The organism is Parafrankia sp. BMG5.11 (genome assembly GCF_004337455.1).
On the sequence record NZ_SJXI01000003.1, the window covers coordinates 61,913 to 85,790 of the forward strand.

The 23,878-nt window shown below is 71.3% G+C and carries 21 protein-coding genes; 10 read left to right on the top strand and 11 right to left on the bottom strand.

The annotated features are described in order from the left end of the window. Nucleotides 1-185 precede the first annotated feature (185 nt). Together ftsH and folE are read left to right on the top strand one after the other, a co-directional pair. Entirely contained in the window at nt 186-2,447 is a 2,262-nt protein-coding gene (gene ftsH, locus E0504_RS03660) for an ATP-dependent zinc metalloprotease FtsH (RefSeq protein ID WP_112105040.1), read from the top strand. Next, complete coding sequence (gene folE, locus E0504_RS03665; protein WP_071060914.1) at nt 2,444-3,208, top strand: GTP cyclohydrolase I FolE; 765 nt, start codon at nt 2,444-2,446, stop codon at nt 3,206-3,208. The genes ftsH and folE overlap by 4 nt, the downstream gene beginning before the upstream one ends. A 102-nt stretch (nt 3,209-3,310) precedes the next feature. On the opposite strand, the gene glsA is transcribed toward folE, so the two are convergent. From glsA to E0504_RS03680, 3 genes are all read right to left on the bottom strand, one after another. After that, nucleotides 3,311-5,119 carry a glutaminase A gene (gene glsA / locus E0504_RS03670; RefSeq protein ID WP_243657397.1) on the bottom strand — a complete coding sequence of 603 codons (1,809 nt, stop codon included), beginning with the start codon at nt 5,117-5,119 and terminating at the stop codon, nt 3,311-3,313. 190 nt (nt 5,120-5,309) lie between these two features. After that, nucleotides 5,310-6,155: an ATP phosphoribosyltransferase gene (gene hisG, locus E0504_RS03675; protein ID WP_071060945.1), complete on the bottom strand. Its 846-nt coding sequence runs from the start codon at nt 6,153-6,155 to the stop codon at nt 5,310-5,312. Nucleotides 6,156-6,219: 64 nt separating this feature from the next. After that, nucleotides 6,220-6,681: a phosphoribosyl-ATP diphosphatase gene (locus E0504_RS03680; protein WP_243657398.1), complete on the bottom strand. Its 462-nt coding sequence runs from the start codon at nt 6,679-6,681 to the stop codon at nt 6,220-6,222. Between the two features lie 238 nt (nt 6,682-6,919). Here E0504_RS03680 and E0504_RS03685 point away from each other — a divergent pair, with 238 nt between their 5' ends. After that, nucleotides 6,920-7,726: a Cof-type HAD-IIB family hydrolase gene (locus E0504_RS03685; RefSeq protein WP_071060907.1), complete on the top strand. Its 807-nt coding sequence runs from the start codon at nt 6,920-6,922 to the stop codon at nt 7,724-7,726. A gap of 18 nt (nt 7,727-7,744) precedes the next feature. Here E0504_RS03685 and E0504_RS03690 read toward each other — a convergent pair whose 3' ends face one another. Together E0504_RS03690 and E0504_RS03700 are read right to left on the bottom strand one after the other, a co-directional pair. Continuing rightward, on the bottom strand, nt 7,745-8,620 hold the full coding sequence (locus E0504_RS03690; protein WP_235013682.1) for a helix-turn-helix transcriptional regulator: 876 nt from the start codon (nt 8,618-8,620) through the stop codon (nt 7,745-7,747). Between the two features lie 657 nt (nt 8,621-9,277). Beyond that, nucleotides 9,278-9,475: a hypothetical protein gene (locus tag E0504_RS03700; protein ID WP_071060904.1), complete on the bottom strand. Its 198-nt coding sequence runs from the start codon at nt 9,473-9,475 to the stop codon at nt 9,278-9,280. 559 nt (nt 9,476-10,034) lie between these two features. Here E0504_RS03700 and E0504_RS03705 point away from each other — a divergent pair. From E0504_RS03705 to E0504_RS03715, 3 genes are all read left to right on the top strand, one after another. After that, on the top strand, nt 10,035-11,279 hold the full coding sequence (locus E0504_RS03705; RefSeq protein ID WP_112105036.1) for a DUF4064 domain-containing protein: 1,245 nt from the start codon (nt 10,035-10,037) through the stop codon (nt 11,277-11,279). Nucleotides 11,280-11,525: 246 nt separating this feature from the next. Then, nucleotides 11,526-13,097 (top strand): TldD/PmbA family protein, encoded by a 1,572-nt coding sequence (locus E0504_RS03710; RefSeq protein WP_112105035.1) that lies wholly within the window; start codon nt 11,526-11,528, stop codon nt 13,095-13,097. Next, a complete protein-coding gene (locus E0504_RS03715; RefSeq protein WP_112105034.1) occupies nt 13,094-14,623 on the top strand; it encodes a metallopeptidase TldD-related protein in 1,530 nt (509 codons plus the stop codon). Before E0504_RS03710 ends, E0504_RS03715 begins: the two co-directional genes overlap by 4 nt. A 43-nt stretch (nt 14,624-14,666) precedes the next feature. Here the strand turns inward: E0504_RS03715 and E0504_RS03720 are convergent, their stop codons facing one another. From E0504_RS03720 to E0504_RS03730, 3 genes are all read right to left on the bottom strand, one after another. Then, the gene (locus tag E0504_RS03720; protein WP_083390817.1) at nt 14,667-15,230 is read right to left on the bottom strand and encodes a bacterial proteasome activator family protein; all 564 of its coding nucleotides are present in this window, start codon (nt 15,228-15,230) and stop codon (nt 14,667-14,669) included. 99 nt (nt 15,231-15,329) lie between these two features. After that, nucleotides 15,330-16,322: an NAD(P)H-quinone oxidoreductase gene (locus tag E0504_RS03725; RefSeq protein WP_112105033.1), complete on the bottom strand. Its 993-nt coding sequence runs from the start codon at nt 16,320-16,322 to the stop codon at nt 15,330-15,332. A 42-nt stretch (nt 16,323-16,364) separates the two neighbouring features. Next, a complete protein-coding gene (locus E0504_RS03730; RefSeq protein WP_235014915.1) occupies nt 16,365-16,631 on the bottom strand; it encodes a hypothetical protein in 267 nt (88 codons plus the stop codon). Between the two features lie 403 nt (nt 16,632-17,034). Here E0504_RS03730 and E0504_RS03735 point away from each other — a divergent pair, with 403 nt between their 5' ends. From E0504_RS03735 to E0504_RS03750, 4 genes are all read left to right on the top strand, one after another. Further along, a complete protein-coding gene (locus tag E0504_RS03735) occupies nt 17,035-18,078 on the top strand; it encodes a SigE family RNA polymerase sigma factor (protein WP_235014916.1) in 1,044 nt (347 codons plus the stop codon). Nucleotides 18,079-18,229: 151 nt separating this feature from the next. Then, nucleotides 18,230-19,798, top strand: a complete 1,569-nt coding sequence (locus E0504_RS03740; RefSeq protein WP_131621994.1) for a hypothetical protein — start codon at nt 18,230-18,232, stop codon at nt 19,796-19,798. Nucleotides 19,799-20,379: 581 nt separating this feature from the next. Next, a complete protein-coding gene (locus tag E0504_RS03745; RefSeq protein WP_112108942.1) occupies nt 20,380-20,922 on the top strand; it encodes a hypothetical protein in 543 nt (180 codons plus the stop codon). Then, on the top strand, nt 20,919-21,347 hold the full coding sequence (locus tag E0504_RS03750; protein ID WP_131621996.1) for a DUF3817 domain-containing protein: 429 nt from the start codon (nt 20,919-20,921) through the stop codon (nt 21,345-21,347). Before E0504_RS03745 ends, E0504_RS03750 begins: the two co-directional genes overlap by 4 nt. A 42-nt stretch (nt 21,348-21,389) precedes the next feature. Here the strand turns inward: E0504_RS03750 and E0504_RS03755 are convergent, their stop codons facing one another. The 3 genes from E0504_RS03755 to E0504_RS03765 form a co-directional block, all read right to left on the bottom strand. After that, nucleotides 21,390-22,199, bottom strand: a complete 810-nt coding sequence (locus tag E0504_RS03755) for a hypothetical protein (RefSeq protein WP_112108943.1) — start codon at nt 22,197-22,199, stop codon at nt 21,390-21,392. A gap of 155 nt (nt 22,200-22,354) precedes the next feature. Further along, nucleotides 22,355-22,702, bottom strand: a complete 348-nt coding sequence (locus E0504_RS03760) for a hypothetical protein (protein WP_235014917.1) — start codon at nt 22,700-22,702, stop codon at nt 22,355-22,357. Between the two features lie 878 nt (nt 22,703-23,580). Beyond that, nucleotides 23,581-23,799, bottom strand: coding sequence for a DNA-binding protein (locus tag E0504_RS03765; RefSeq protein WP_131621997.1), 219 nt, complete (start codon nt 23,797-23,799; stop codon nt 23,581-23,583). Nucleotides 23,800-23,878: the final 79 nt, after the last annotated feature.

Genomic DNA, 23,878 nt, shown 5'->3' on the forward strand with positions numbered 1-23,878 from the left:
TGTCCGGTAGCCCGCCGGTACGTCCCCGAGGGCCGTTACGGAACAGTGCGGCCCCCCGGTCCGTTGCTCGGATGTACGCGCGGTGAGATGCGCGTGCCGGCGGTACCCTCGGCACAAGGGAATCCCGATCGAGGGCAGCACACACGGCAGGAGGGTGGAACGCTTGTGTCCGGCGTTCCAGACAGATGACTCCAAGAAGAATCTTCCGCGGCTGGGTACCTCTGCTGCTCCTGGTCCTCTTCGTGATCATCCTCACGACGGGCGTGCTGTCCGGACCGAGTGAGTATCAGAAAGCAGACCTGAGCTTCGTACAGCAGCAGATCGACCAGAGCGCCGGAGCAAAACCCGAGACCAGGGTCGTCGATGCGACGATCCAGGACTCCAAGCAGATCATCCGGATCGAGCTGGGGAACGGCAAGAAGTACGAGTCGTCCTTCGCCACCGAGCAGGCCCTGGTCCTCGCCAACGAGCTCAAGCAGCAGAACATCAAGTACAACGTCTCCGTCGACCGCGGGAACGTCCTCGTCTCGCTGCTACTCAACCTGCTCCCCGTGCTGTTGATCGTGTTCCTGCTGCTGTTCTTCATGAACCAGATGCAGGGCGGCGGCAACCGCGTCATGAACTTCGGCAAGTCCAAGGCGAAACTGGTCAGCAAGGACACACCCAAGACCACGTTCGCGGATGTCGCCGGCTCGGACGAGGCGATCGAGGAGCTCCAGGAGATCAAGGAGTTCCTCGAGAACCCGGGCAAGTTCCAGGCAATCGGCGCCAAGATCCCCAAGGGCGTCCTGCTCTACGGGCCGCCCGGCACCGGCAAGACGCTGCTCGCCCGCGCCGTCGCAGGTGAGGCGGGCGTCCCGTTCTACTCGATCTCCGGCTCCGACTTCGTCGAGATGTTCGTCGGCGTCGGCGCGAGCCGGGTCCGCGACCTGTTCGAGCAGGCCAAGGCGAACGCGCCCGCGATCATCTTCGTGGACGAGATCGACGCCGTCGGCCGGCACCGCGGGGCGGGCCTGGGCGGTGGCCACGACGAGCGCGAGCAGACCCTCAACCAGCTCCTGGTCGAGATGGACGGGTTCGACGTGAAGGGCGGCGTCATCCTGATCGCCGCGACCAACCGGCCCGACATCCTCGACCCGGCCCTGCTGCGTCCCGGCCGGTTCGACCGCCAGATCGTGGTCGACCGCCCCGACCTGCTCGGTCGCGAGGCGATCCTGAAGGTCCACGCCAAGGGCAAGCCGATCAGCTCGGACGTCGACATGCTGATCATCGCCCGGCGCACCCCCGGCTTCACCGGCGCGGACCTGGCGAACGTGCTCAACGAGGCGGCGCTGCTCGCCGCGCGGTCGGACGTCCGGTTCATCTCGTCGGCGCTGCTCGAGGAGTCGATCGACCGGGTCATGGCCGGGCCGGAGCGCAAGACCCGCGCGATGAGCGACCGGGAGAAGAAGCGGATCGCCTACCACGAGGGCGGTCATGCCCTGGTGGCGCACGCGCTCCCCAACGCCGACCCGGTTCACAAGATCACGATCCTGCCGCGTGGCCGGGCGCTCGGGTACACGATGCAGCTCCCCCTGGAGGACAAGTACCTGTCGACCAGGTCGGAGATGCTCGACCGGCTCGCCGTCCTCCTCGGCGGGCGCACCGCGGAGGAGCTCGTCTTCCACGAGCCGACCACCGGGGCCAGCGACGACATCGAGAAGGCGACCCAGATCGCCCGCGCGATGATCACCCAGTACGGCATGAGCGACAAGCTCGGCGCGATCAAGTTCGGCAGCGAGTCCGGTGAGGTCTTCCTCGGCCGCGACATGGGCCACCAGCGCGACTACTCCGAGGAGGTCGCGAGCGAGATCGACGACGAGGTGCGCCGGCTGATCGAGGCCGCGCACGACGAGGCCTGGGAGATCCTGGTCACCTACCGGGACGTCCTCGACAACCTCGTCCTGCGGTTGATGGACACCGAGACCCTGAGCAAGGACGACGTGCTCGAGGTCTTCGCCACTGTCCAGAAGCGCCCCAGCCGTGGTTCGTACACCGGCGTGGGGCGGCGCATCCCGTCGGACCGACCGCCGGTGCAGACCCCGGCCGAGCTGGGTCTCGTCCCGTCCAAGGTCTCTGACCTGGTGAAGGGCAACGGCGGGCCGGCCGGCCATGCCACGAACGGCGGCGGCACGAACGGCGGCGGTTCGGCGAACGGCGGTGGGGTGAGCGGCGGCAACGGCACTGCGGGCCACCCCCGCCCGGCAGGCCAGGCCGACCCGGGCACCGCCGGAGGTCCCGCGGGCCTCGGGCACGGCGACCCCGCGCAGAGCGGGCCCGGACACAGCGCCCCGAGCCCGGCCCACGGCACACCCCCGCCGGGATCCCCGCCACCGGAAGGCCCCCGGATCGCGAACCCCTGGGCACCGCCCACCTGGGACAACGATGACGACAGGAGACGCCGTTGACCTCCGATTCCGACCAGGCGCAGACCATCGTGCGACAGGCCGGTGAGCTGAACGCGGGCTCCTCCGGGCTGGACCAGGGCGTCTCGCCGGGATCGGCCACCGAGAGCAACGTCTCGGACAACGTGACCGACGCGAAGGGCGCCGGCAGCGGCATCGAGGCGCGGCGGCGGCTGAAGCGGCCGGAGATGGTTCGGCCCTTCGACCACGAGCGGGTCGCCCGGGCCGTCCGTGAGTTGCTGATCGGCATCGGCGAGGACCCGGACCGCGAAGGCCTACGCAAGACCCCGGACCGCGTCGCGCGCGCCTACCAGGAGGCGGTCGAAGGCCTCGGCCGGGACCCGGCGGAGGTCCTGACCACGGTCTTCGACGAGGGCCACGACGAGATGGTGCTGGTCCGCGACATCGACTTCTCGTCGCTGTGCGAGCACCACCTCGTGGTCTTCGCCGGCAAGGCACACGTGGCCTACATCCCGAACGAGAAGGGGCAGATCACCGGCCTGTCCAAGCTGGCCCGGCTGGTCGACCTCTACGCCCGCCGGCCGCAGGTCCAGGAGCGCCTCACCTCTCAGGTCGCCGACGCACTCGTCGACGTCCTCGACCCGCGGGGCGTCATGGTCGTCGTCGAGGCGGAGCACCTCTGCATGTCGATGCGCGGTGTCCGCAAGCCGGGGGCGACCACGGTGACCTCGGCGGTGCGCGGCCAGTTCCTGAGCCCGGCCACCCGCAGCGAGGGAATGTCGCTGATCATTCGGGGTCGCTGACCCCCGGTCCGAGCCCGGACTCGTTCCGGGCTCGGGCACCCGGCTCGCAGTCGTTCCGGGCTCGGCTCGCGCCCGCAGGCGGCAGGCCAGGCCCGGAGGCACTCACTCTTCGAGCGACTGGATCTCCCGGGTCGCTCGGCGCAGCTGTGCCGAGAGACTGCGCGCGATCGCGCGCACCAGCGCGTTGTAGACGTCTGGATGCTCGCGCACCAGGGTGTCGAACGCCGCGACCGAGAGCACCTCGCAGGTCATGGTCTCCGCGACGACGATCCGGGTGGAACGCCGGCCGCCGTCGACGAGTGCCAGCTCACCGAAGGCACTGCCCGCTGGAACCGAGCTGAGCCGGAACCAGCGCGTCCCGTCCGCGTTCGGCGCCTGCGCGTTCGCCAGGCCCCTGGTGACGAAGTAGAGCGCGTCCGCCGGATCTCCCTCGTCGAAGACCGTCGCGCCGCGTTCGTAGGTGCGTCGTTCGCACATCGCGCCGATGACCCGGGTGCCCTCCTTGCCGAGATCGGTGAGCAGTTCCTGCGCACCGAGCGGGACGTGCGCGGTCGGCGGGAGGGTCGCGAGGTCCTCGCGCATCAGCAGCGCCTCCTCCGCCCATTCGAGCGCGGTCTCCAGATCGGCAACGCGCTGCGTGCTCCAGTCCCCCCGCATCAGGCGGTCGACGCCCGGAAGCCCACGCGGGTCGGCGAACAGGACGTTGACATCCCGGCTGGCCAGCTCGTCGAGCAGCACCCGCAGGAGCTCGAGGGCGGGCTCCCGGACGGCGGCCACCCGGCGCAGGTCGAGCACCACCCAGCGGACGTCGTCCAGGTGCTGGCGGACGGTGCGCACAACCCGCTCCGCGCTGGCGAACACCAGATCGCCCTGCAGCTCGTGGATGACGATCGCGGAACCCCGTACGGCGAGGACGGCCCGTTCGCGCGCGCCTCGCATCCGCTTCGAGCTCAGCGCGTCGCCACGGTGCGTGCCCCGTACCGGGTGCGGCGGTTCTCCCTGCGGGGCAAGGAGATGCAGTGCGAACCGGGAGGCCAGCCGCTCGCAGGCGCGCACGCCGCGGACGCTGTTGCCCACCTCGTCGAGCGGCGGGCTGAAGACGCCGATCCCGAGCTGCCCGGGCAGCACCGCGCACACTCCTCCGGCGACCCCGCTCTTCGCGGGCAGGCCCACCCGGAACAGCCAGGTTCCCGCCCGGTCGTACATGCCGCAGGTCGCCATGACGGTCAGCACATGGTTGACGTGCTCCTCGTTCAGGACGCGCTCGCCGGTCAGCGGGTTCACCCCGCCGCGGGCGAGGGTGCCGGCCATCACCGCGAGGTCCGCCGCGGTGACCTCCACGGCGCACTGCCGGAAGTAGACCTCGCAGATCTCGTCCACCGGCCCCCGCAGCGCCCCCGCGCCACGCATCAGGTAGCCGATCGCACGGTTTCGATCACCGGTGTCCCGCTCGGAGGCGAAGACCCGCTCATTCACGGTCAACTGCCTGCCCGCGAACGCCGACAGACCCGTCAGGACACGGTCGAAACGCTCGGCCGCGTCACCGCCGCCCACCAGGCTGGAGGTGAGCAGCGCCCCGGCGTTCACCATCGGGTTCAGCGGACGGCCGGTCTCCGGCTCGAGCGTGATCGCGTTGAAGGCGTCACCGGTCGGCTCGACCCCGACCCTGGCCAGCACACCATCGGTCCCGCGGTCGCGCAGGGCCAGCGCGTAAACGAACGGCTTCGACACCGACTGGATCGTGAACGGGACGTCGCTGTCGCCCGCCCGGTAGCGCAGCCCGTCCATCGTCGTGACGGCGAGGCCGAACAGGTCCGGGTCCGCGGTCGCGAGCTCGGGGATGAAGCTGGCGACCTTCCCGGACCGGTCGGTGCGGAAAGCCTCATGGATGTCCGCAAGCATCCGCTCCATCGGACCGGCGTCCGGTGCTCGTAGACGGGAGTCCTTGGCTGTCCGTGCGTTCCCGCCCGCGCGCATGGATCGATGAAAACACGAACATCGCGCGGACGTGGCCGGACGAACCAGCGCCAGCCGGCCAGGCGCGACAGCCAGCGCCGAGGCGCGGCCGGCGCTCGCGGCACGGCCGTCAGTGGGCCGAGCGCTACAGCCGGCAGGCCTGGATACCGGAGACCAGGATCCCGCGCGCGCCGAGATCCCACAGGTCGTCCATGGTGCGGTTGACGTCGGCCTTCAGGACCATCGCCCGGACCGCGACCCAGCCCTCCCGCTGCAGCGGGGAGATCGTCGGGGATTCGTAGCCCGGGGTGATCTCGCAGGCCTTCTCCAGCACGGAGGAGGGCACGTCGTAGTCCATCATCACGTACCGCCGGGCCACCAGGACGCCCTGCACCCGGCGCAGCAGCCGCTCGTGAGCAGCCGACAGATCCGCCCCGCGCTTGGCGATCATGATTGCCTCGGAGCGCAGCACCGACTCGCCGACGAGCTCGAGCCCGGCCGCCCGCAGGGTCCGCCCGGTCTCGACGACGTCGGCCACCGCGTCCGCCACGCCGAGCCGCACGGCGGTCTCGACGGCGCCGTCCAGCTTGACGATCTGGACCGAGATGCCGCGCCCGGCGAGGTCGGTACGCACCAGGCCGGGAAACGACGTGGCGACCCGCAGCCCGTCAAGCTCCTTGATGTCGCTCATGGTGCCGGCCGGCGCCGCGTAGTGGAACGCCGACTGGCCGAACCCGAGGGGCACCAGCTCCTGCGCCGACGTGTTGCTGTCGACGAGGAGATCACGGCCGGTGATGCCGAGATCGAGCCGGCCGGTGCCGACGTACACGGCGATGTCACGCGGACGCAGAAAGAAGAACTCGATGTCGTTCTCGACGTCGGCCACCACCAGCTCGGCGGACTCCCGCCGCGCGAGGTAACCCGCGTCGCACAGCAACTGGCTGGAGGCCGCCGCGAGCCCGCCCTTGTTCGGAACCGCAATACGCAGCATCATCAACACTCGCCAAAGGCACGGAGGGCCGCAAAGCGGACGACCACGGAAAGGCAGGACCTACTCACAGGTGCGAGTATACGTCGTCCAGGGAAAGGCCCAGGGAAATCATCATCAGCTGGCTCCAGTAGAGGAGCTGGGAGAGTTCCTCGGCAGCCCGCTCCCGACTCTCGTGCTCGGCGGCCATCCACGTCTCGGCGGCCTCCTCGACGAGCTTCTTGCCGAGATGGTGCACGCCCAGGTCGAGCGCGGCGACAGTACCGGAGCCCGGTGTCCGCTCACGCCATTTCCCGCCGAGCTCGGCAAAGAGTTCGTCAAATGTTTTTCTCTCGCGGCCTGTTCTCGCGCCACGAGGTGATCCGACGACAGACGGCAACGGTGGGGTTCCACCCGGCGTACCACCGGCCTGGCCACCGGCGGCCGCGGACTCCCCTCCCGGGACGCCCCCGCCACTCCCGCCGTCGGTGCCCCCCGCGCCGCCGGTAACGGGCGAACGAGACGCCTCGGACGCGTCGGAAAAGGCCATGTCCGCATGCTACCCGCAGTGGCGGGGGCGACAGCCGGCAACGATCATCGGTGTGCGCCACCGTGTCAGGCGCCGTTGATCTCCGATATCCGGCTCGTCGGCGGTGTCCGGGAACGGGATCATCCCCGGCGGAGATCCGGTTCCCCGCGCCCGGGACACCGTTCGCCCGCGACACCGTTCGGGACATGAGGACGACACCGGCACAGTCCTCTCGGACGATGGTGTCCCATCCCGGTGAATGGTTGACTGGTTACTTGTGTCCCGTCCCGTTCTCGTCGCCACCGACCTGGACGGAACCCTGATCCGCACCGACGGCACCGTCTCCGACCGGACCAGAGACGCCCTGCGACAGGTCGAGAACTCCGGCTCCACGGTCGTGTTCGTCACCGGCCGTCCCACCCGGGTGATGGCGGACGTCGTCCGGCAGACCGCGGTCTCGGGCCTCGCCATCTGCGCGAACGGCGCACTCGTCTACGACCTCGACACCGGCGTTCCGGTAAGCCAGACGATTCTGGAGACGCCCGCGGCGTTGAAGCTGGCCGCCGCGATCCGGGCAGCGGTACCCGACGCCACCTTCGCGGTGGAGAGCGGTGTGCGATTCGGCCGCGAACCCGATTTCCTGACCATGTGGCCGGATCCGGGCGAACTGGTCGCCGGTTTCCACGAGCTGCTCGAGCACCTGCCTGCGACGAAGCTGCTGGTCCGCCGGGGCGGCGCGTCGCTGGCCGACGTGTACGAGACGGTCGTCGCCCTGGCCGGAACCGAGGCGGTCGTCACGACGTCCAGTCACGACCTGATCGAGATCGCCGGCCCGGGGGTGTCGAAGGCCGTCGCGCTGGCTGAACTGGCGAGCGAGCGCGGTGTGCTCGCCGCCGAGGTGGTCGCGTTCGGCGACATGCCCAACGACCTGCCCATGTTCGCCTGGGCCGGGCACGCGGTCGCCGTCGCCAACGCCCATCCGGACGTCCTCGCCGCCGCCGACGAGATCACCGCGTCGAACGACGACGACGGTGTCGCTCAGGTACTGGAACGACTGTTTTCCTGAAACGACGGGCCGGCCGGGTCAGCCGTCGCCCCTCGGCCGGGCCAGGTCGGCGTACAGGGTCTTGTACCGCGAGAGGATCGGCTCCAGATCGTCCACGCCGCGGCTGGCGTACTGGTCGAAGAAGCGCGTGTAGAAGTCGACGCTTTTCCGGTCACGCAGGATCGTGGCGTCCATCGACTCCGCCAACACGACGTTGTCGTCCAGGATGGTGAACCCCTGCATAGGCGGGTAACCGAGATCAGCTGTGTCCGGAACCACTTTCACGGTCACGTTGGCGAGCTGGGCGACGGCCTCGACCCTGTCGACCTGAGCCAGCATGGCGCCCGGGGGTGCGAACCTGTTCCGGAAAACCGTCTCGAATATTACGAACTCAAATTCTCGACTCGGGTCGTATAAGAGTTCTTGACGGCGCGCACGCAGTGACACCGTCGCTGCGGTATCAGCCCATTTACTCTCCGCGTCCCCGTGCGTGAGACCGAAGTACTCATTGATTACCCGTCGAGTGTATTCACCGATCTGGAGCAGGCCGGGTATCAGGATCGGTTCCAGATTCCGGATCCGATGCGCTCGCGTTTCCTCGGCGGAGAAGTCCTGCTGACCGACAGTGCCTCTGCGGGCGGGACCACGGGTCGTGCCGGCATGGTCCTGATCCGCACCCGCCTGGTCGACGAGGCTGGCGACAAGGGCCTGCGGCGCGTCCAGGGCGACGGCAATGCGCTCCACGTCGGCGGGGGACGGCCGCGCGACACCCCGCTCGATCTTCGAGATCTTCGCCTGGCTCATGTGCACCAGCGCTCCCAGCCGCTCCCCGGTCAGCCCCCGCTCACCGCGCAGCCGAGCAAGGACGACGCCCACCGGCTCCCTGCCAGAAAGATCGCTACCGCGCTCAGTCATTTCCTTCGTCCGCCATCGGGACGCCCGGGAGGCAGGCGGTGCCGGGTCGGTGTCGCTCGCCGAGCCCAGCACCGACCGACATCGAGCCTGTCCTCGCTATATTCCTGTCGGGAGCGAATCCGCGGCGCGGAGCAGCAGCTCACGTGGGATCCGGACCCGGGCTTCCCCATCCGGGGGATCCTCGTGCGACCTCTGCTGCGGGAACACCCAGCCCTGGACGACGACGTCACCGTCGTCCGTAACGTAGATCGTCGGACAGGCGCCCCCGTTGCAGGTGGCCACAGGCACGAGTTTCATTCGCTACCTTCCCCCCTCGCGCACGCGATCTACGCGAGTGTGCTGAGACTAGCAGGGTCGGAACAGGAATAACCTGCGACTCTGCGGACTATGACGGGCACCCGGAATACTACGGCGGTCGCGGACCGGCCTGGCCCGCCGTGGACGACGCCCGCGACGCGTCCCTCGACGGCCCGCACATAGATCACCATTGGCGCAATCAGCGCTGGTCACGGACCCCCAAACACGATTGACACGCCGCAACGGACCTACCTCGGTCCAATCGACGCAGTAACCTGCCGGCGGTGGTGCGGTGCGGCGTCAGCGGTCGTCCGGTGGCCCGGTTCCAGCGTGGCGACGGAGGCAGGCGCCCGGCGCGGCCTAGGCGCCCAGGCTCCGTACGGCGGCGATCAGAAGCTCCCGTGGGATCTCCACGAGATGCTCACCCGGAGCCAGTTCGACCTCCGCCTCATCAGCGGAGACGCCAGGCCCCTGGACGGCGATCGTGCCGGCTTCGGTCAGATACAGCCGAGGACAGGAGCCCGCTCCACACGCGGGCGTGAGTGGGGTCATACGCATCCGGTCCGACCTCTCTTCGCGCGCCCCCGGCCACCGCCACCGACAAATCAGGCGTGGCGTGGCGCAGCCCGGACGGACTCGCCGTCCGTTACGACGGGATCGTTGAACCGAGTAGACCACAACAGCGCACCACACTCACGGACTGCGACGGCCGACGGATCCGTACCTCTCACCCGAAAGCACCCAGAATCATAAAAATAGGACAAGAAGTAGTCATACAACTACCCGATGTTGACAGAAACGGGCATTGGACGGGATTCGCGAAAACTCGCCGATTATTCCGGCTTAAGTACTTGCGATTCGCGGCCAGGACGGTCACGATTCGTGTAGGTCCTGGCGGTGGCCAGGACCTCAAGGTCCTCCCGCACCCGAGGAGGTGCATGGATGTCTGGCACGGGGGCATGGCCATCCACCGAACCACGATTGTCAACGCGGCCGTGGTCCCCTTCGTTCACGCCTGTCCAACCATGTGCGACGCGCCGGAGCATGCTTTCGCGGCCCATTCGAGGGGCTCGCCTGGAGCCAGACCGCGCTGACACAGGGCTGCGGGCGGTGTGAGATGACCGCGCTCACATCCATTGAGTCAGGAACTGAGATCCCAGTCGGGGACCTCGTCGTCATCGGTGTGGCGCTCACCGTCGTCGCCGCCTGCCTCGGCAGGCTCCGCGCCGCATTCATCCTCGGCATTCCGACACTGCTGCTCGCGGGCATCGCGTCGATACTCGGCTGGTTGCTCGGCGGCACGGCCGACAGCGGCAACACAGTCCCGCCGCCGGCGCGGAGCCTGTCCCCCGAGGCCACCGCCGGCGCCGCACCCGGCGGCGGCACGCACTGGGGCGCTTTCTTCCTGACCGTGCTCGGCGCGGTGCTCATCATCCTCGGTACGGTTGTGTGGGCAAGCTGGTCCAGGCGACACGGCGAGCGGTTCGAAAACGGGAACGAGACCGGGCCGGTTCCGCGCCCGGATCCCACCGCGCTGCGGTGGACACACTCCGACCTCCCCGTGTCCCTGTCGGAGCTGGACGACGACTTTTACCCCGATCTACCCGTCCAGCACCAGACGCCGCCGGACCTGAACGCATGGGCGCCGGAAACCGCACCTGCCGATGGCAGGGAGAGCACGATGGGCGGGCCCGGCCAACCGCGGAGCCGGCGGAATCACCGGGACCAGCCGACCGACCCGTTCTTCGAGAACATCGCGGCCCGCATCGACCGGATCGTCGGCCTGTATCTGAACGCGGTGACGCCCCGGCCCGGTCGTCCGGCCCGCGTCGATCTGCTTGCGCCGGACGCCCAGTACTTCGTCAGTGCACTGACCACAACACTGGACCTGTTCGGTGGCACGGCCCCGGCCGATCGGATGGAACCGCTCGTCGAAGCCGTCCGCGAGGTGGAACGTCGGTGGGACGCCGTCATCGGAACCCGGATCGGGCCGAACACGCCGGACGAGGCCGAGACGGCCAGGGCGCCGTCGGCGGCCCCACCCCGACCGGCCCCGGGACGCCCGGCCCGCGATACCGAAAGCACCGACGAGCACGCCGACGTGCCACGCCCCACGGCAGCGTCGAAGCACCGGCTGCGGATACCGCCACGGCCCGCGCCTCCCCCACGGCCCGCGCTCCCGCTGGTGCCCGGCGGCGCGAACAGCGACGGCGACCGGCGCCGCCGCAGGCTGCCGGGCGAGCATCCCGCGAGGAACCACCGAATCCGCCCGGAGCTCGACCGACCGGCGGAACCCGACGAGCCCGACGGGCCCAGCAGCCCTCGCGAGTCCGACCGGCCCGACCGGCCCGACCGCACCTGATCGCTTCCGATCGCCCGGTCGGCCCGGCCACGGGCCCACGGCGACCCATCCGAATCGCGTCGACATCTGATGTCGGCGCCCGCGCGTCTCCGGGTCGGCCTCAGCTCGGGGGGAGGCCGACCCGGAGACCCACTCGCGTGCCCCTTTGTGGCTCTGTCACCGGCTTCGGTACCCCCGGCGACGCGGATCCCGGGTGGAGTCGCATGCGACGGCACTGCCGACGGTCGGGGAGGCCAGGATAGGAGCATGGCGACCTCCGTTCCCCGGGATCCGGCCGAGCCGGCCCTGCCGCCGCACGAGATCGACGAGGAGTTCCGCGCGCTGCCCACCGCGGCCCTCACCGACGCCGCACTCCAGGCCGCCCGAGACCTGGGTGCCGCCCACGCCGACATCCGGATCGAACGTCTCAAGGAGTCGTCGCTGTCGTTCCGCGACGCCGGCCTGGAGAGCCGTTCGGACGGTGTCACCGCGGGCTTCGCCGTCCGCGTCGTCCACGACGGGACCTGGGGCTTCGCCGCCGGTGTGGATCTGACCGTGGACGAGGCCGTGCGGGTCGCCCGGGAGGCCGTCGCCATGGCGAAGGTGGCGCGGCCGCTGAACTCCGAGCCGGTCGAGCTGGCCGACGAGCCCGTCCACGCCGACGCGACCTGGGTCTCCAGCTACGCCACGGACCCGTTCTCGGTCGATCCGCGCGACCAGGTCGAGCGGATCGGCGGGCTGTGCCGGTCGCTGTACTCCGCCGAGGACGTCGATCACGTCGACGGACGGTTCGCCGCCGTCATGGAGAACAAGTTCTACGCCGACACCGCCGGGACGGACACCACCCAGCAGCGGGTCCGCGTGCTCTGCCAGCTCGAGGCGACCCGGGTCGACCCGGCGGGTGGCTTCGAGTCCATGCGCACCATCGCGCCTCCGGCCGGCCGCGGCTGGGAGTGGATGGTCAGCGGCCCGGCGGCCGGCTGCTGGGACTGGGAGTCCGAGATCGAGCTCATCCCCTCGCTGCTGGCAGAGAAGGCGAAGGCGTCGTCGGTGGAACCGGGGCGCTACGACCTGGTTATCGACCCGTCGAACCTGTGGCTGACGATCCACGAGTCGGTCGGGCACGCCACCGAGCTCGACCGGGCTCTCGGCTACGAGGCCGCTTACGCCGGGACCTCCTTCGCCACGCTCGACAAGCTCGGGTCGCTGCGCTACGGATCACCGGCGATGACCGTGACCGGCGACCGGACGGCACCGCACGGCCTGGCCAGCATCGGCTACGACGACGAGGGCGTGCAGACCCGCCGCTGGGACATCGTCCGCGACGGTGTCCTGGTCGGCTACCAGCTCGACCGGCGGATGGCGGCGCAGAACGCGTCCGCGCTCGGCGTGGACCGCTCCAACGGCTGCGCCTTCGCGGACTCCCCCGGGCATGTACCGCTCCAGCGGATGGCGAACGTCTCACTGCTCCCCGCGCCCGGCGGGCCGTCCACGGAGGACCTGATCGGCCGGGTCGACCGGGGGATCTACGTGGTCGGCGACCGAAGCTGGTCGATCGACATGCAGCGCTACAACTTCCAGTTCACCGGGCAGCGGTTCTACGAGATCCGCAAGGGCCGGATCGTCGGCCAGCTGCGCGACGTCGCCTACCAGGCGACCACCACGGACTTCTGGGGCTCGCTGGACGCCGTCGGCGGCCCCGAGACCTACGTGCTGGGCGGGGCGTTCAACTGTGGCAAGGGCCAGCCCGGCCAGGTCGCGGCGGTCAGCCACGGCTGCCCGTCGGCGCTGTTCCGCGACGTCAACATCCTGAACACGCGCCGCGAGGGCGGCCGATGAGCGAGGGGCTCCCGGTGACGGGCACGACACAGGCGATCCGTGCTTCGCACGAGATCGTCGAACGGGCGCTGGAGCTGTCCCGCGCGGACGGCGCGATCGTGATCGCCAGCGAGTCGAGCACGGTGAACCTGCGCTGGGCGAACAACACGCTCACCACGAACGGTGCCGCGCGTGACCGCTCCGTGACCATCATCAGCGTGGTCGGGCGCTCGTTCGGGGTGCGCTCCACCTCGACGGTGGACGGGCCGGGCGGCGGGGCCGATCTGGCGGGCCTGGAGGCGCTGGTCCGCGCCTCCGAGGCGGCCGCACGCGAATCAGACGACGCCGAGGACTACAGCGACCTGGTCGTGCCTGCGGCGGCGGCGGTCGGCGGCCGGTCCTTCACCGATCCGGCCGAGCGGACCAGCAGCGACGTGTTCGCCTCCTTCGCCGGCGACCTGGCCGAGGCGTTCGGCGCGGCGCGGGCGGAGGGCCGGCGCCTGTTCGGTTTCGCCGAGCACGACCACACCACGACCTGGCTCGGGACGTCGACCGGCCTGCGGCTGCGGCACAGCCAGCCCACCGGCTCGGTGGAGTGGAACGCGAAGAGCGCCGCCCCCGGTGGCTCCGTGTGGCACGGGCAGTCCACCCAGGACTTCACCGATGTGGACGTCGCCGCGACCGACGCGCGTCTGCGGGCTCGGCTGCGCTGGTGCGACCGGTCGGTGGAGCTGCCGGCCGGTCGGTACGAGACGCTTCTCCCCCCCTCCGCCGTCGCCGACCTCATGGTCTACCTGTACTGGTCGGCGGCCGGGCGGGACGCCGCCGAGGGACGCACGGTGTTCAGCCGCGCCGGCGGCGGGACGCGCGTGGGCGAGGCGCTCGGCCCCGCCGGCCTGCGCCTGTGGAGCGACCCCAGCGCGGCGGGCCTGACGACCGCGCCGTTCGTGACGGCTGGTGCGTCCTCGGCGACCTCGAGTGTCTTCGACAACGGGCTGCCACTGGGACCGACCGACTGGATCCGGGACGGTCGTCTCAACGCGCTTGTCCAGACCCGCTCGTCGGCGCGCGCCGCGAGCCTGGCCGCCCCGGCCGCCGCGCCGAACGGCACCAGCAACAGCTCCGGCAACGGCATCAGCGCCGGCGCGGCCGGCCTCGCCGGTCAGGGCATCGCCGTGACCCCCTTCGTCGACAACCTGCTCCTCGACGGCGGCGGCACCGCCACCCTGGACGAGATGATCACCTCGACGCGGCGCGGCCTGCTCCTGACCTGCCTGTGGTACATCCGGGAGGTCGACCCTCAGGTCCTGCTACTCACCGGCCTCACCCGGGACGGCGTCTTTCTCATCGAAAACGGTGAGGTCGTCGGGGCGGTCAACAACTTCCGGTTCAACGAGTCGCCGGTGGACCTGCTGGGCCGCATCGCCGAGATCGGTGCCAGCACGCGGACGATGCCGCGGGAGTGGGCCGACTGGTTCACGCTGGCCAGAATGCCCGCGCTGCGGATTCCGGACTTCAACATGAGCTCGGTGAGCCCGGCGAGCTGACCCGCCCGACGCCGGCACCAGGCGGGTGCCGGCGTCGCCGGCGTCAGAGGTAGGCGCCGCCGAACGGCTCGTTGTCGCCCTGCTGCTGCCCGCTGGGCAGAGCCCGGCGACGCATCTCCTCGAGCTGCGCCCGCGCCGCCATCTGCTGGGCGAACAGCGCGGTCTGCAACCCGTGGAAGAGCCCCTCGAGCCAGCCGACGAGCTGCGCCTGGGCGATCCGCAGCTCCCCGTCGGAGGGGGTCGCGTCCTCGTCGAACGGCAGCGACAGGCGGTCGAGCTCCGCGCGTAGCTCCGGGGCGAGCCCGTCCGAGAGCTCGGTGATCGAGCTCTGGTGGATCTGCCGGAGCCGAACGCGGCTGGCGTCGTCGAGCGGTGCGGCCCGCACCTCCTCGAGCAGCTGCTTGATCATGGTGCCGATCCGCATGACCTTGTCCGGCTGGGACACCATGCCGGCGAAGGGGTTCTTGCCCTCGCCCGGCCCATCAGCGCCGGCCCGCCCGCCGTGCCCCGCGGAGGGCGTGAGCGGGACGCCTACCGCGCCGGGGGCCTCCTGCAGGGCGCCGTCCGGGCCGACGACGACGACACGGGGTTCCGGTTGGTCTGTCATGCCCACCATCCTGCCCTCCTGGTCGGACGAATCCATCCGGTGGCACGGCGAACATCTCGTCCGGTCACGGCAGTTCACCCCGGCGGCCGAACCGCCGGCTCAGCCGCCCACCGTCATGACGACCTTGCCCACATGCCCGGACTCCTCCAGCACCCGGTGGGCCATGGCGACCTCGGTTATCGGCAGGACACGGTCGATCACTGGCCGGATCCGCCCGGCGGCGACCTCCGGCCAGAACTCCTCGCGCACGCCCGCGACGATCCGGGCCTTCTGCGCGTCCGGACGGGCGCGCAGCGAGAGCGCGTGCACGCTGGCCCGCTTGGGGAGCAGGGCCCCCAGGTTCAGGGTGCCCTTGGTTCCGCCCTGTAGCCCGATCACGACGAGGCGGCCCTCGGTCGCCAGCAGGTCCACGTTGCGCTCCAGGTACGACGCGCCCATGTTGTCGAGAATGACGTCGGCGCCGTGGCCGCCGGTCTCCGCCCGCACCCGGGCGACGAAATCCTCGTCCCGGTAGGCGACCGTGATGTGCGCGCCGAGCTCGCGGCAGCGGACGAGCTTCTCCGCGCTGCCCGCCGTCGTGGCGACCACCGCGGACGGGCGCAGCGCCCGCACAGCCTGGATCGCGAAGGTGCCGATGCCGGACGCGCCGCCGTGGACGAGAAAGACCTCGCCGTCCGCCAGGGCCGCGCGTTCGAAGACCGTGGAGTGCACGGTGCACGCGACCTCGGGCAGGCCCGCGGCATGGATGAGGTCGACCCCGGAGGGAACCGGCAGCAGCTGGGCCGCCGGGACATTGACCTGGGTCGCGTATCCCCCGCCCACCAGCAGCGCGCACACCTCGTCACCCAGGGCGAAACCGTCGACCCCGGGGCCCAGCGCGGCCACCCGGCCGGAGCACTCCATCCCGATGATCTCGGTCGCGCCGCGGGGCGGGGGATAGAAGCCCTGCCGCTGCAGCAGATCCGCCCGGTTGACGGCCGTCGCCACGATGTCGACGGTGACCTCACCGTTGCCGGGCGGCGGGAGGTCGGGCACCTCCGACCAGCTCATGACGTCGGGTCCACCGGGAGCGCTCACCGTCACCGCATGCACGGACCTCACTGTACGGCGCGGGCCGGGTGCGCCGGCGCGAGCTCAGACGGGTTCCGGCTCCGGTTCCGGCCGCTCGGGGGCCGGCGGGGTGAAAGGGGACGGCTCGTGCGGCGCGGGCGGAAGATCGGGGGTGTCGGGGAGCAACGGCCCGGGATCGTCCGGTATCGGGGCGTCCGGGTCGAGCGGGGGCGGGTCGGGCCGCCGCGGAGTGGCGCCCGGCGCGCGCGCCGGGCCGGGCGACTCCAGGGCAGGCGGTACTCGAGCGGTCAGCTCCAGGGCAGACGGCACCCGAGCAGTCAGCGCAGACATAGACATCGCCTACCCCGCACCCCGTCCGCGGGAAACATCGCCGTTCAGCGACGACGGCCACCAAGCCCCCGCCGCGAAACCCCCGGCCGCGACAGCCCTGGCTCGACAGCCCCGCCTCCGACAGCCCCAGGCGCGTGAACCCAGGAGGGACGGCACCAGCCCGGCACGAGACACCACCGCCCGAGCCTGGAACGGGTACCGCCAGGTCACGCGCCCAGCCAGGAAACGAATCCGGCCAGGAGGCGATTTCGTCGGGATGTACCCCTTTCGCAATACTTCCGGCACGGAGTACCGTCCGGTCGAGCGGCGATGTCGTACCCGTTAACAAGGATCTCCCGCGGCCGCGGCGGAGACGCCCGTGGACACACGAGTATCGCCAAGACCAGCCGTGGGAGTGTGCCTGGTGAGTGTGGACAGCGCCGCGGACGTCGGCGTCCATGCGCCACGCCTGCCCACCGGCCGGGCGCGTCCGCCACGACCGGACCAGAGCGCGGGGGCGCACCGTGGACGCGGACCGCACTGGTACCCGGACTCCCTGGCCACGGGCGTGAGCACCGATGCGGCCGCCAGCGGCGCCCCGCCCCAGCGCCAGGGCTCCGACGACGGGCTCACCGGCTCCGACGATCGGCTCCCGGGCCGGCACACGGCCCGGGACGAGGCGGGGTGGTCCGACCTGGAGGACCCCGAGCCTGTTCCGGGCGAGGCGGCTGGGCCGGAATCTGCCGGCGGCACGGGCACGCCCCCGAACGCGCCGGTCGAGTTCCGGGAGTTCTTCGAGCGCCACCACCGCGAGCTGTCGCGTTTCGCCTACCTGCTCACCGGCGACCACGACGCGGCCGACGACCTCACCGCCGAGGCGCTCACGGCTGCCTGGTCCAAGTGGGAGCGGGTCAGCAGCGCGGACAGCCCACTCGCCTACGTGCGGCGCATCGTGGCGAATCTGGCCACCAGCCGGCTGCGGCGGGTGATCCGGGAACGCCGGGGGATGACCGTCCTCGGCATGCTGGCCGAACGCACCGAGCACGCTCCGGATGACGCTGACGTTCCCGCCGCCGTGGACCTGCGCGCCGCGCTGATGACCCTTCCAGCCAGGAAGCGGGCGTGTGTCGTGCTGCGGTACGCCTTCGACCTGTCCGAGGCGGACACTGCCCGGACGCTGGGAATCTCCGTCGGAACGGTGAAGAGCCAGACATCCAAGGCGGTGGCCGAGCTCGAACGGGTACTCGGCACCAGGCCCGAACTGACCCACTCCGACCCGCCGGACGGCACCCCGGCCCGAAAACCGGACGCGCGCCCCCTGGCCCCGCAGGCACCGCGCCGAGCCGGCGCCACGCGCGGCCGCCGGCGTGCGGCCGGCGGAACGGATCCGGCGAGCGTCGCCCGGTCGGCGCTGAACCGGCTGCGCGACAGCGAGGCACCCGGACGGCTCCGCGGCAGCGAGGGCTGAGAACACTCCCAAGACCCCGGAGCGCACAAAGGAGGACCCACCAGCACGTTCCTCCGGCGAGACGCCCTCGGATCCTGGAGACCTCACACCATGACTGTGTACGGCGGTGAGCGGTACCCACGACGATCGCGGGTCTCATAATGGACATGTCATGATCAGGGACCGTTTCATCTCGAGCTCTTCCCGCCGCCGGGTGGACGGTCACGGCACCGCGGGCGATCAGGCTGGCACCGGCGATCGAGCTGAGACCGGCTCGGTGGCGGCCTCGGCGCCCGTCAGCGACGGCTCCGGAGCGGCCACGGCCACGCCGCCGTCCTCCCAAGATTTCACCAGCACGCTGCGGTCCCTACTGGCCCGCGAGCTCACGGAGCACGATCCGGACACAGAACGCATCCGTGCCCGCATCGCCGCGATGGACCCGTCGGCAGCCCGGCACCTGGCGCCCGCGGCCCGGCCGGTCGATCACCCGGTGATCCCGGCGCCGAGAACGACGCCGCTGGCAGGGACGACGTCCCCGGCAGGAGCACCGCCGCCAACAGGACCAACGCCGTCGACAGGACCAGTAGAACCAGGACCGGCAGGAACCCCACCGCCAGCGGGAGCAGCCGCACGCCCGCGCGCGACCGCGCGCCAGCGCCGCCCTCGCCGGACGCGGCCACGCCTGCTCATCCCCACGGTCGTGGGCACGGCCGCGACCGCCCTGGTCGGCGTCGTCCTGCTGAGCGGCACCCTGTTCACCCCCCGGCCGGACACGGGCACCGTGACGGCCGCGCCGACCCGGATTCCCCGCGCGGCCTCCGCCGATGCCGGAAATGCGCCACCGGCCGACAGCCTCGGCGTCACCCCCGCTCCGAGCAGCGCCGGGCCACCGAGTCCGGCGCCGGGCGACGGGGACCCGGCCGTGCTGAGCCCCGAAGGTCTTCCGTCCCAGGGCGCGGGCACGAGCGCGGCACCGTCCGGCGCGCCGGACGGACCGGCGTCCCAATCTGACCAGGGGACGGGCGGATCGGCGCCGCGGGACACCCGGCCGGGCAGCGGCGACAACGGCGACAACGGCGCCGCTCCCCGCCGCGACGACTCGCGCCACTCCGGCGGCCGGGACGGCTCCGGCTCCGCGGACCGCGGAGCCGGCGAAGCCGACACGCCCCCGGGTCGCGACGGCGCACGGCGTGACTCCGGCGGCTCCGGCGGTTCCGGCGGTGTCAGCGTGTCCACGGCGCCGTTCAGCCACGGCCAGGAAGTGAGCCTGCCGACGGCGGGGTGCCTCGACTGGGTCCTGTTCGGCGCGGACGGCGTCCAGACCCGGGCCGACATCCCGCGGCCCGGGATCGGCACCGCCCGGATCGAGCGCGGCCCCGGCTCTGGCTCGGGCGGATTCGCCAACCGCTTCTCCTGGCGCGGCGGCCGGCCCGTCAGCTCCGGTTCCCGCGACGACGACCGACTGGTCATCGAGGGCTCCGTACGGCTGGACGTGGCCCTGGCCGGCCAGGCGCGGCGCCTCGATCTCTATCTGGGCTCCCCGGACGGCAGCGTGCGCGTCACCGTGGGCGATGGTCGGAACGCCTGGTCGCGCAGCGTGGCACTAAGTGCCCGGCAGCGGGGGGACGCCGACGGGGTGCTCTCCGTGTGGCTTCCCCGCGGTCAGGGCTCGATCGCCGTCACCGTGGCGGCCGGTTCGGGCGTCGGGCTGCTCACGCTCGCGGCGGGAGTCCTCTACTGAGGACTGCCTCGGCACGGGTTCCGAACCGCTTCAGCCACGCCACACAGTAGCCAACCAAAGAACATGACAGACACCAGGCAAACACCGAGGCCCATCAAAGGACTCTTCCCAGACAACAGAAAAAAACATCGCGAAAGATGGCAACCTGGCACACGGTCCGAAGCGACTGGACATATGAACGCACCGCCGTACTCCGCGCCAGGTTGCGGTGGTCGTTCCGGCCCGCCCGATCCCCGCTAACCCCCCCCAGCCGGGCGGGCGGGCCGCACACAGCGCGGAAGCTCGAACACCAGGTACGCCGCTCGGCAAACGAAGTGCCCTCCGCCGAGCGGTACCAGAGCTCCGTCCGGTGGGAGGGTTGCTTTCCGCCCGTCAGGCCCTCCCACCACACTTCCCCATGGTGCCCTCCCCCGCCGGCCGGCCCAGTCAGGCACCTCCCGGTGGCCCTTGGCACGGATCACACTGTGATCCGGGCCAATCGCCCGGTCGGACCAGTCGGAGCGGCCCCGGCAGGAGGCGTCCGCCACGTCCGGATCGTCTGTTGTACCCGCCGGCCCAACCCGGCGGGTAGCGTCGGTCCCGTGCGCAGGATCCTGCTCTCCCCGTGGTGGCTCGCCCGTCACGCGCTCGCGCTCGCACTGATCGCGTTCTTCCTCCGGATGGGCGTCTGGCAGTGGACGAAGGGCGAATCCGATCACGGCAGCATGCAGAACCTCTTCTACGGCGTCGAATGGCCGATGTTCGCCGCGTTCGTCGCCTACTGGTGGTATCGCATGATCTCCGAGGATCTCCGCCCACGCGACCCCGACGATCCGGGACCCCAGTGGGGCAAGGCCGGGCGCATCGCGCCCGAGGCGCCCGCTCCCACGGGCGGCGACCCTCTGAACGGACCAGGCTCACTCGTGGCCGTACCCCGCCAGGGGAAAGCCGGAACCGTGGCGGTGACGCCCGCGCCGGCCCGGCTCGGCCGTCCGACGGCTGGTGATCCGCTGGCCGGTGATCCGCTGGCCGAGGTGGAGACCGACGAGGACCGCGAGCTCGCCGCCTACAACCGCTATCTCGCGTCGCTGTACGAACGCGACGCCGCTGGCTCCGACAACGACACCAAGGGAGACCGCCGGTGACGGCATCCCCCGACCCCGTGACGTCACGGTCGGCCGCCCCGGCGTCCGGTCGGCCGGCAACACCCGGTGGGGGGCGTTCCGCGCCCGCCGCGGTCAGGTCCGCGCTCCTGCGCTACCGGATCATCGCCTATGTGGTCGGCGTCGTCCTGATCGCGCTGGTCGTGGTCGGAATGCCGCTGAAGTACCTGGCGGACGAGCCGTCCGTCGTGGCGGCCATCGGGCCGATCCACGGCGTGCTCTACATGGTCTACCTGGCGGCGACGCTCGATCTGGCGAGCCGGATCCGCCTCCCGGCCAGCCGGACCGTCCTGGTCATGCTCGCGGGCACGATCCCCTTCCTGTCCTTCGTCGCGGAGCGGAAGATCGCCGGGCTCGTCCGCGCCGGGCTCGCCGGCGCTGCCGGCACCGGCCGGGCGCCCGTCTAGGCACCGCGCCCACCCCGCCGCTGCCGGCAGCGGACCAGGTCGTCAGGTCGCCGGGACGTCGGCCTCGCTCCCCCGCGGCTCGGGGAGGTCCACGAACGGCGGGCGCCGGATCCTGGTCGCGACGGTGACGGGAAGGGTCTCCCCGGCCGCGAGTCGGCGCGGCCGGGCGAGCCCGAACGGCCGCGCCGCGAGGACCTGAGCCCGCTCCATCCCGAACGCGAAGTACCGCCCGTCGGACCAGACCACAAGCTCCTCCGCACGCCGGCCACCGCGGCTCACGATCATCCGCCGGCGGCCCGGCTCCCAGACGATCGCCAGCAGATGCTCCCCCAGCGTCTCCAGCGCGCGCTGGCCAGCCGCCCGGTACGCGTGCATCAGCGCGGACGCGACTCCCGTGCCGTGATCTCCGTCAGCCGCCCGGTCCCGCTCCCCGCGCGATCCCAGATCACCGAGCTCATCGTCAACAGCCCCGCCGGCATCACCCAGATCACCTGGGTTCCTCCGTTTTCCGAGGTGGACGGCGTCTCCGTCCGGTTTCCCCCCGCGCAGCGAGCGCAGCGGCACCGGCCGCCATGATCTCCCCGGCCGTAGCACGGTCACCGACCCCACGCCGGGGACGACCCACCCGTCCGCGGCATGCTCCGCGATCACGATGACCAGCCCGGACGGCCCCACAAGCACGGACGGCATCGGGCCGGCGGCGCTGTCAGCGGCCGTCACCACCCCGAACGGACCATCCAGGTGCACGCGACGCGCGGCGGGCAGACCGATCGAGGAAGCCGCGAGCATCCCGGTCAGCGCCGAGCGACGGACATCCGCGCCGTCCAGCCGCAGCAGCCCGCACACGGTCATGCCGTCCTCCCGCCCCGCGCACGCCCTAGCGGAACGCCCAACCGCGCTCCCGCGCCGGAACGTAGCAGCTCGAGGACCCGCCGACCGGGCCGTTGCGCCCGATGGCCGGCTCGTCCGCGCCAGGTTGCCCCGCGGGACCCGTCAGCCGGTCGGTGTCAGGCGACGTTCCACTCGTCGCGGGCGGCGTCCGCGGGGACATCGGGCCCGGCCTCCGCGCCCTCTGCTGGACGTCGGCGCTGGTCCGGGATCCGCTTCGGCTTACGCGGGGCGATCTCGGGCGCGGCCGGGCACTCGACGAGATGATCGTCGAACCCGACCGCCGACGGCCAGATCTGATGACACGCCCGGCAGTGTGCTGCCTCAAGATCGGACCAGTGCTCGGCGCAGCCGCCACAGCTCATCGCGGTGGGGAAGTCGCGCAGGCGCGCGGGCTGACGGGAGGACTCGACCGGCATGGGCAGCGCCTGCTGGGCGGACGGGCCCGGACGGATCGGCAACGTCACCGAAACGGCACGTGGGGCGGTGTTCGGCGCGAGCGGGGCCGGGATCGCGCGCCGACCAGTAGAGCGGCGGGGAGGCACCGGGCCATCCTGTCGTACACCGGCACAAGCGTCACGCAACCGGGCGTCGACTCTTCAGAGTTCTTGTTCGTACGGCCCGCTTTTGGCCCTTCCAGGCGGCCACGCAGGCCCGCTACCTGGGCTCCCGCGCGAAGGACCGCACGATCGCGCCGCAGACCCACCTGCGGGGCGCGTCCACCTCCCGGGGGGACCTGGCCTGATCGGGTGAGGCCGGACGATCACTTCACCGGTCCGTTCGGATGGGTGGTGGGCACCGGATCCCCCCGGACTGGTGCCCACCACCTACCGCACGCCGCCCCCGTGCCGGCGTGCGCCCAGGCCGCGGGTGTGATTGGACGTTGGCCCCCCGACCAAAGCGCCCTACCCCCGTCACCCGCTTGCCATCACCGAGTCTGCCGCCACCCCCCGATGCCGTCACGACCCCATATGCGCCGCCCGCCCGTCCCCCGCCCGGGGGTCCGGCCCTCCGGGAGATCCCGCATGGCCGGGCCCGAAAACCACGAAGCCCTGAACCCAGGATCGTGGGTTCAGGGCTATGCCGATGTCCCGAGACATCACAGAGCGGAGGGCGTGGGATTCGAACCCACGAAGAGGATCACTCCCCTTAGCGGTTTTCAAGTCGCCCCCTGAGGCGGAGGCGGACGAGTGATCCGCCGCGAAAGTGACTGCCCTGTAAGGGTTTCAGCCCCGCGAACGGGTGCGGACGAGTGCCCCGGACGGGCCGTGAGTGAGACCGGTGTCCGCACCGTGGCCGCACCGGGAGGCGAGTGCCCCCGCGCCCGGCCGGGCGTGACTCTGCGTCACTCCCCCTCGTCCGGCGCGGCCGGCCTCTTCTTGCGCGGGTGCTCGATGGCCCATGCCTTCACGGCCTCGATGTCCCAGAACCGCGCCACACCGTGCCGGAACAGCGGAGGCGGGAAGTCGGGCCGGTTGACGATGCGCCGCGCCTGTTCCGGCCCTACGTCCACGTGTTGCGCGATGTCGCCGGTTGACCACACCGGCCGGGGCTCCGTGCTCATGACCTAAGCATAGTGGGGTCACCCCACCTACCGTGGTAAGGTGGGGTCACCCCACCAACGGGGCGGCCCCGAACCGGTG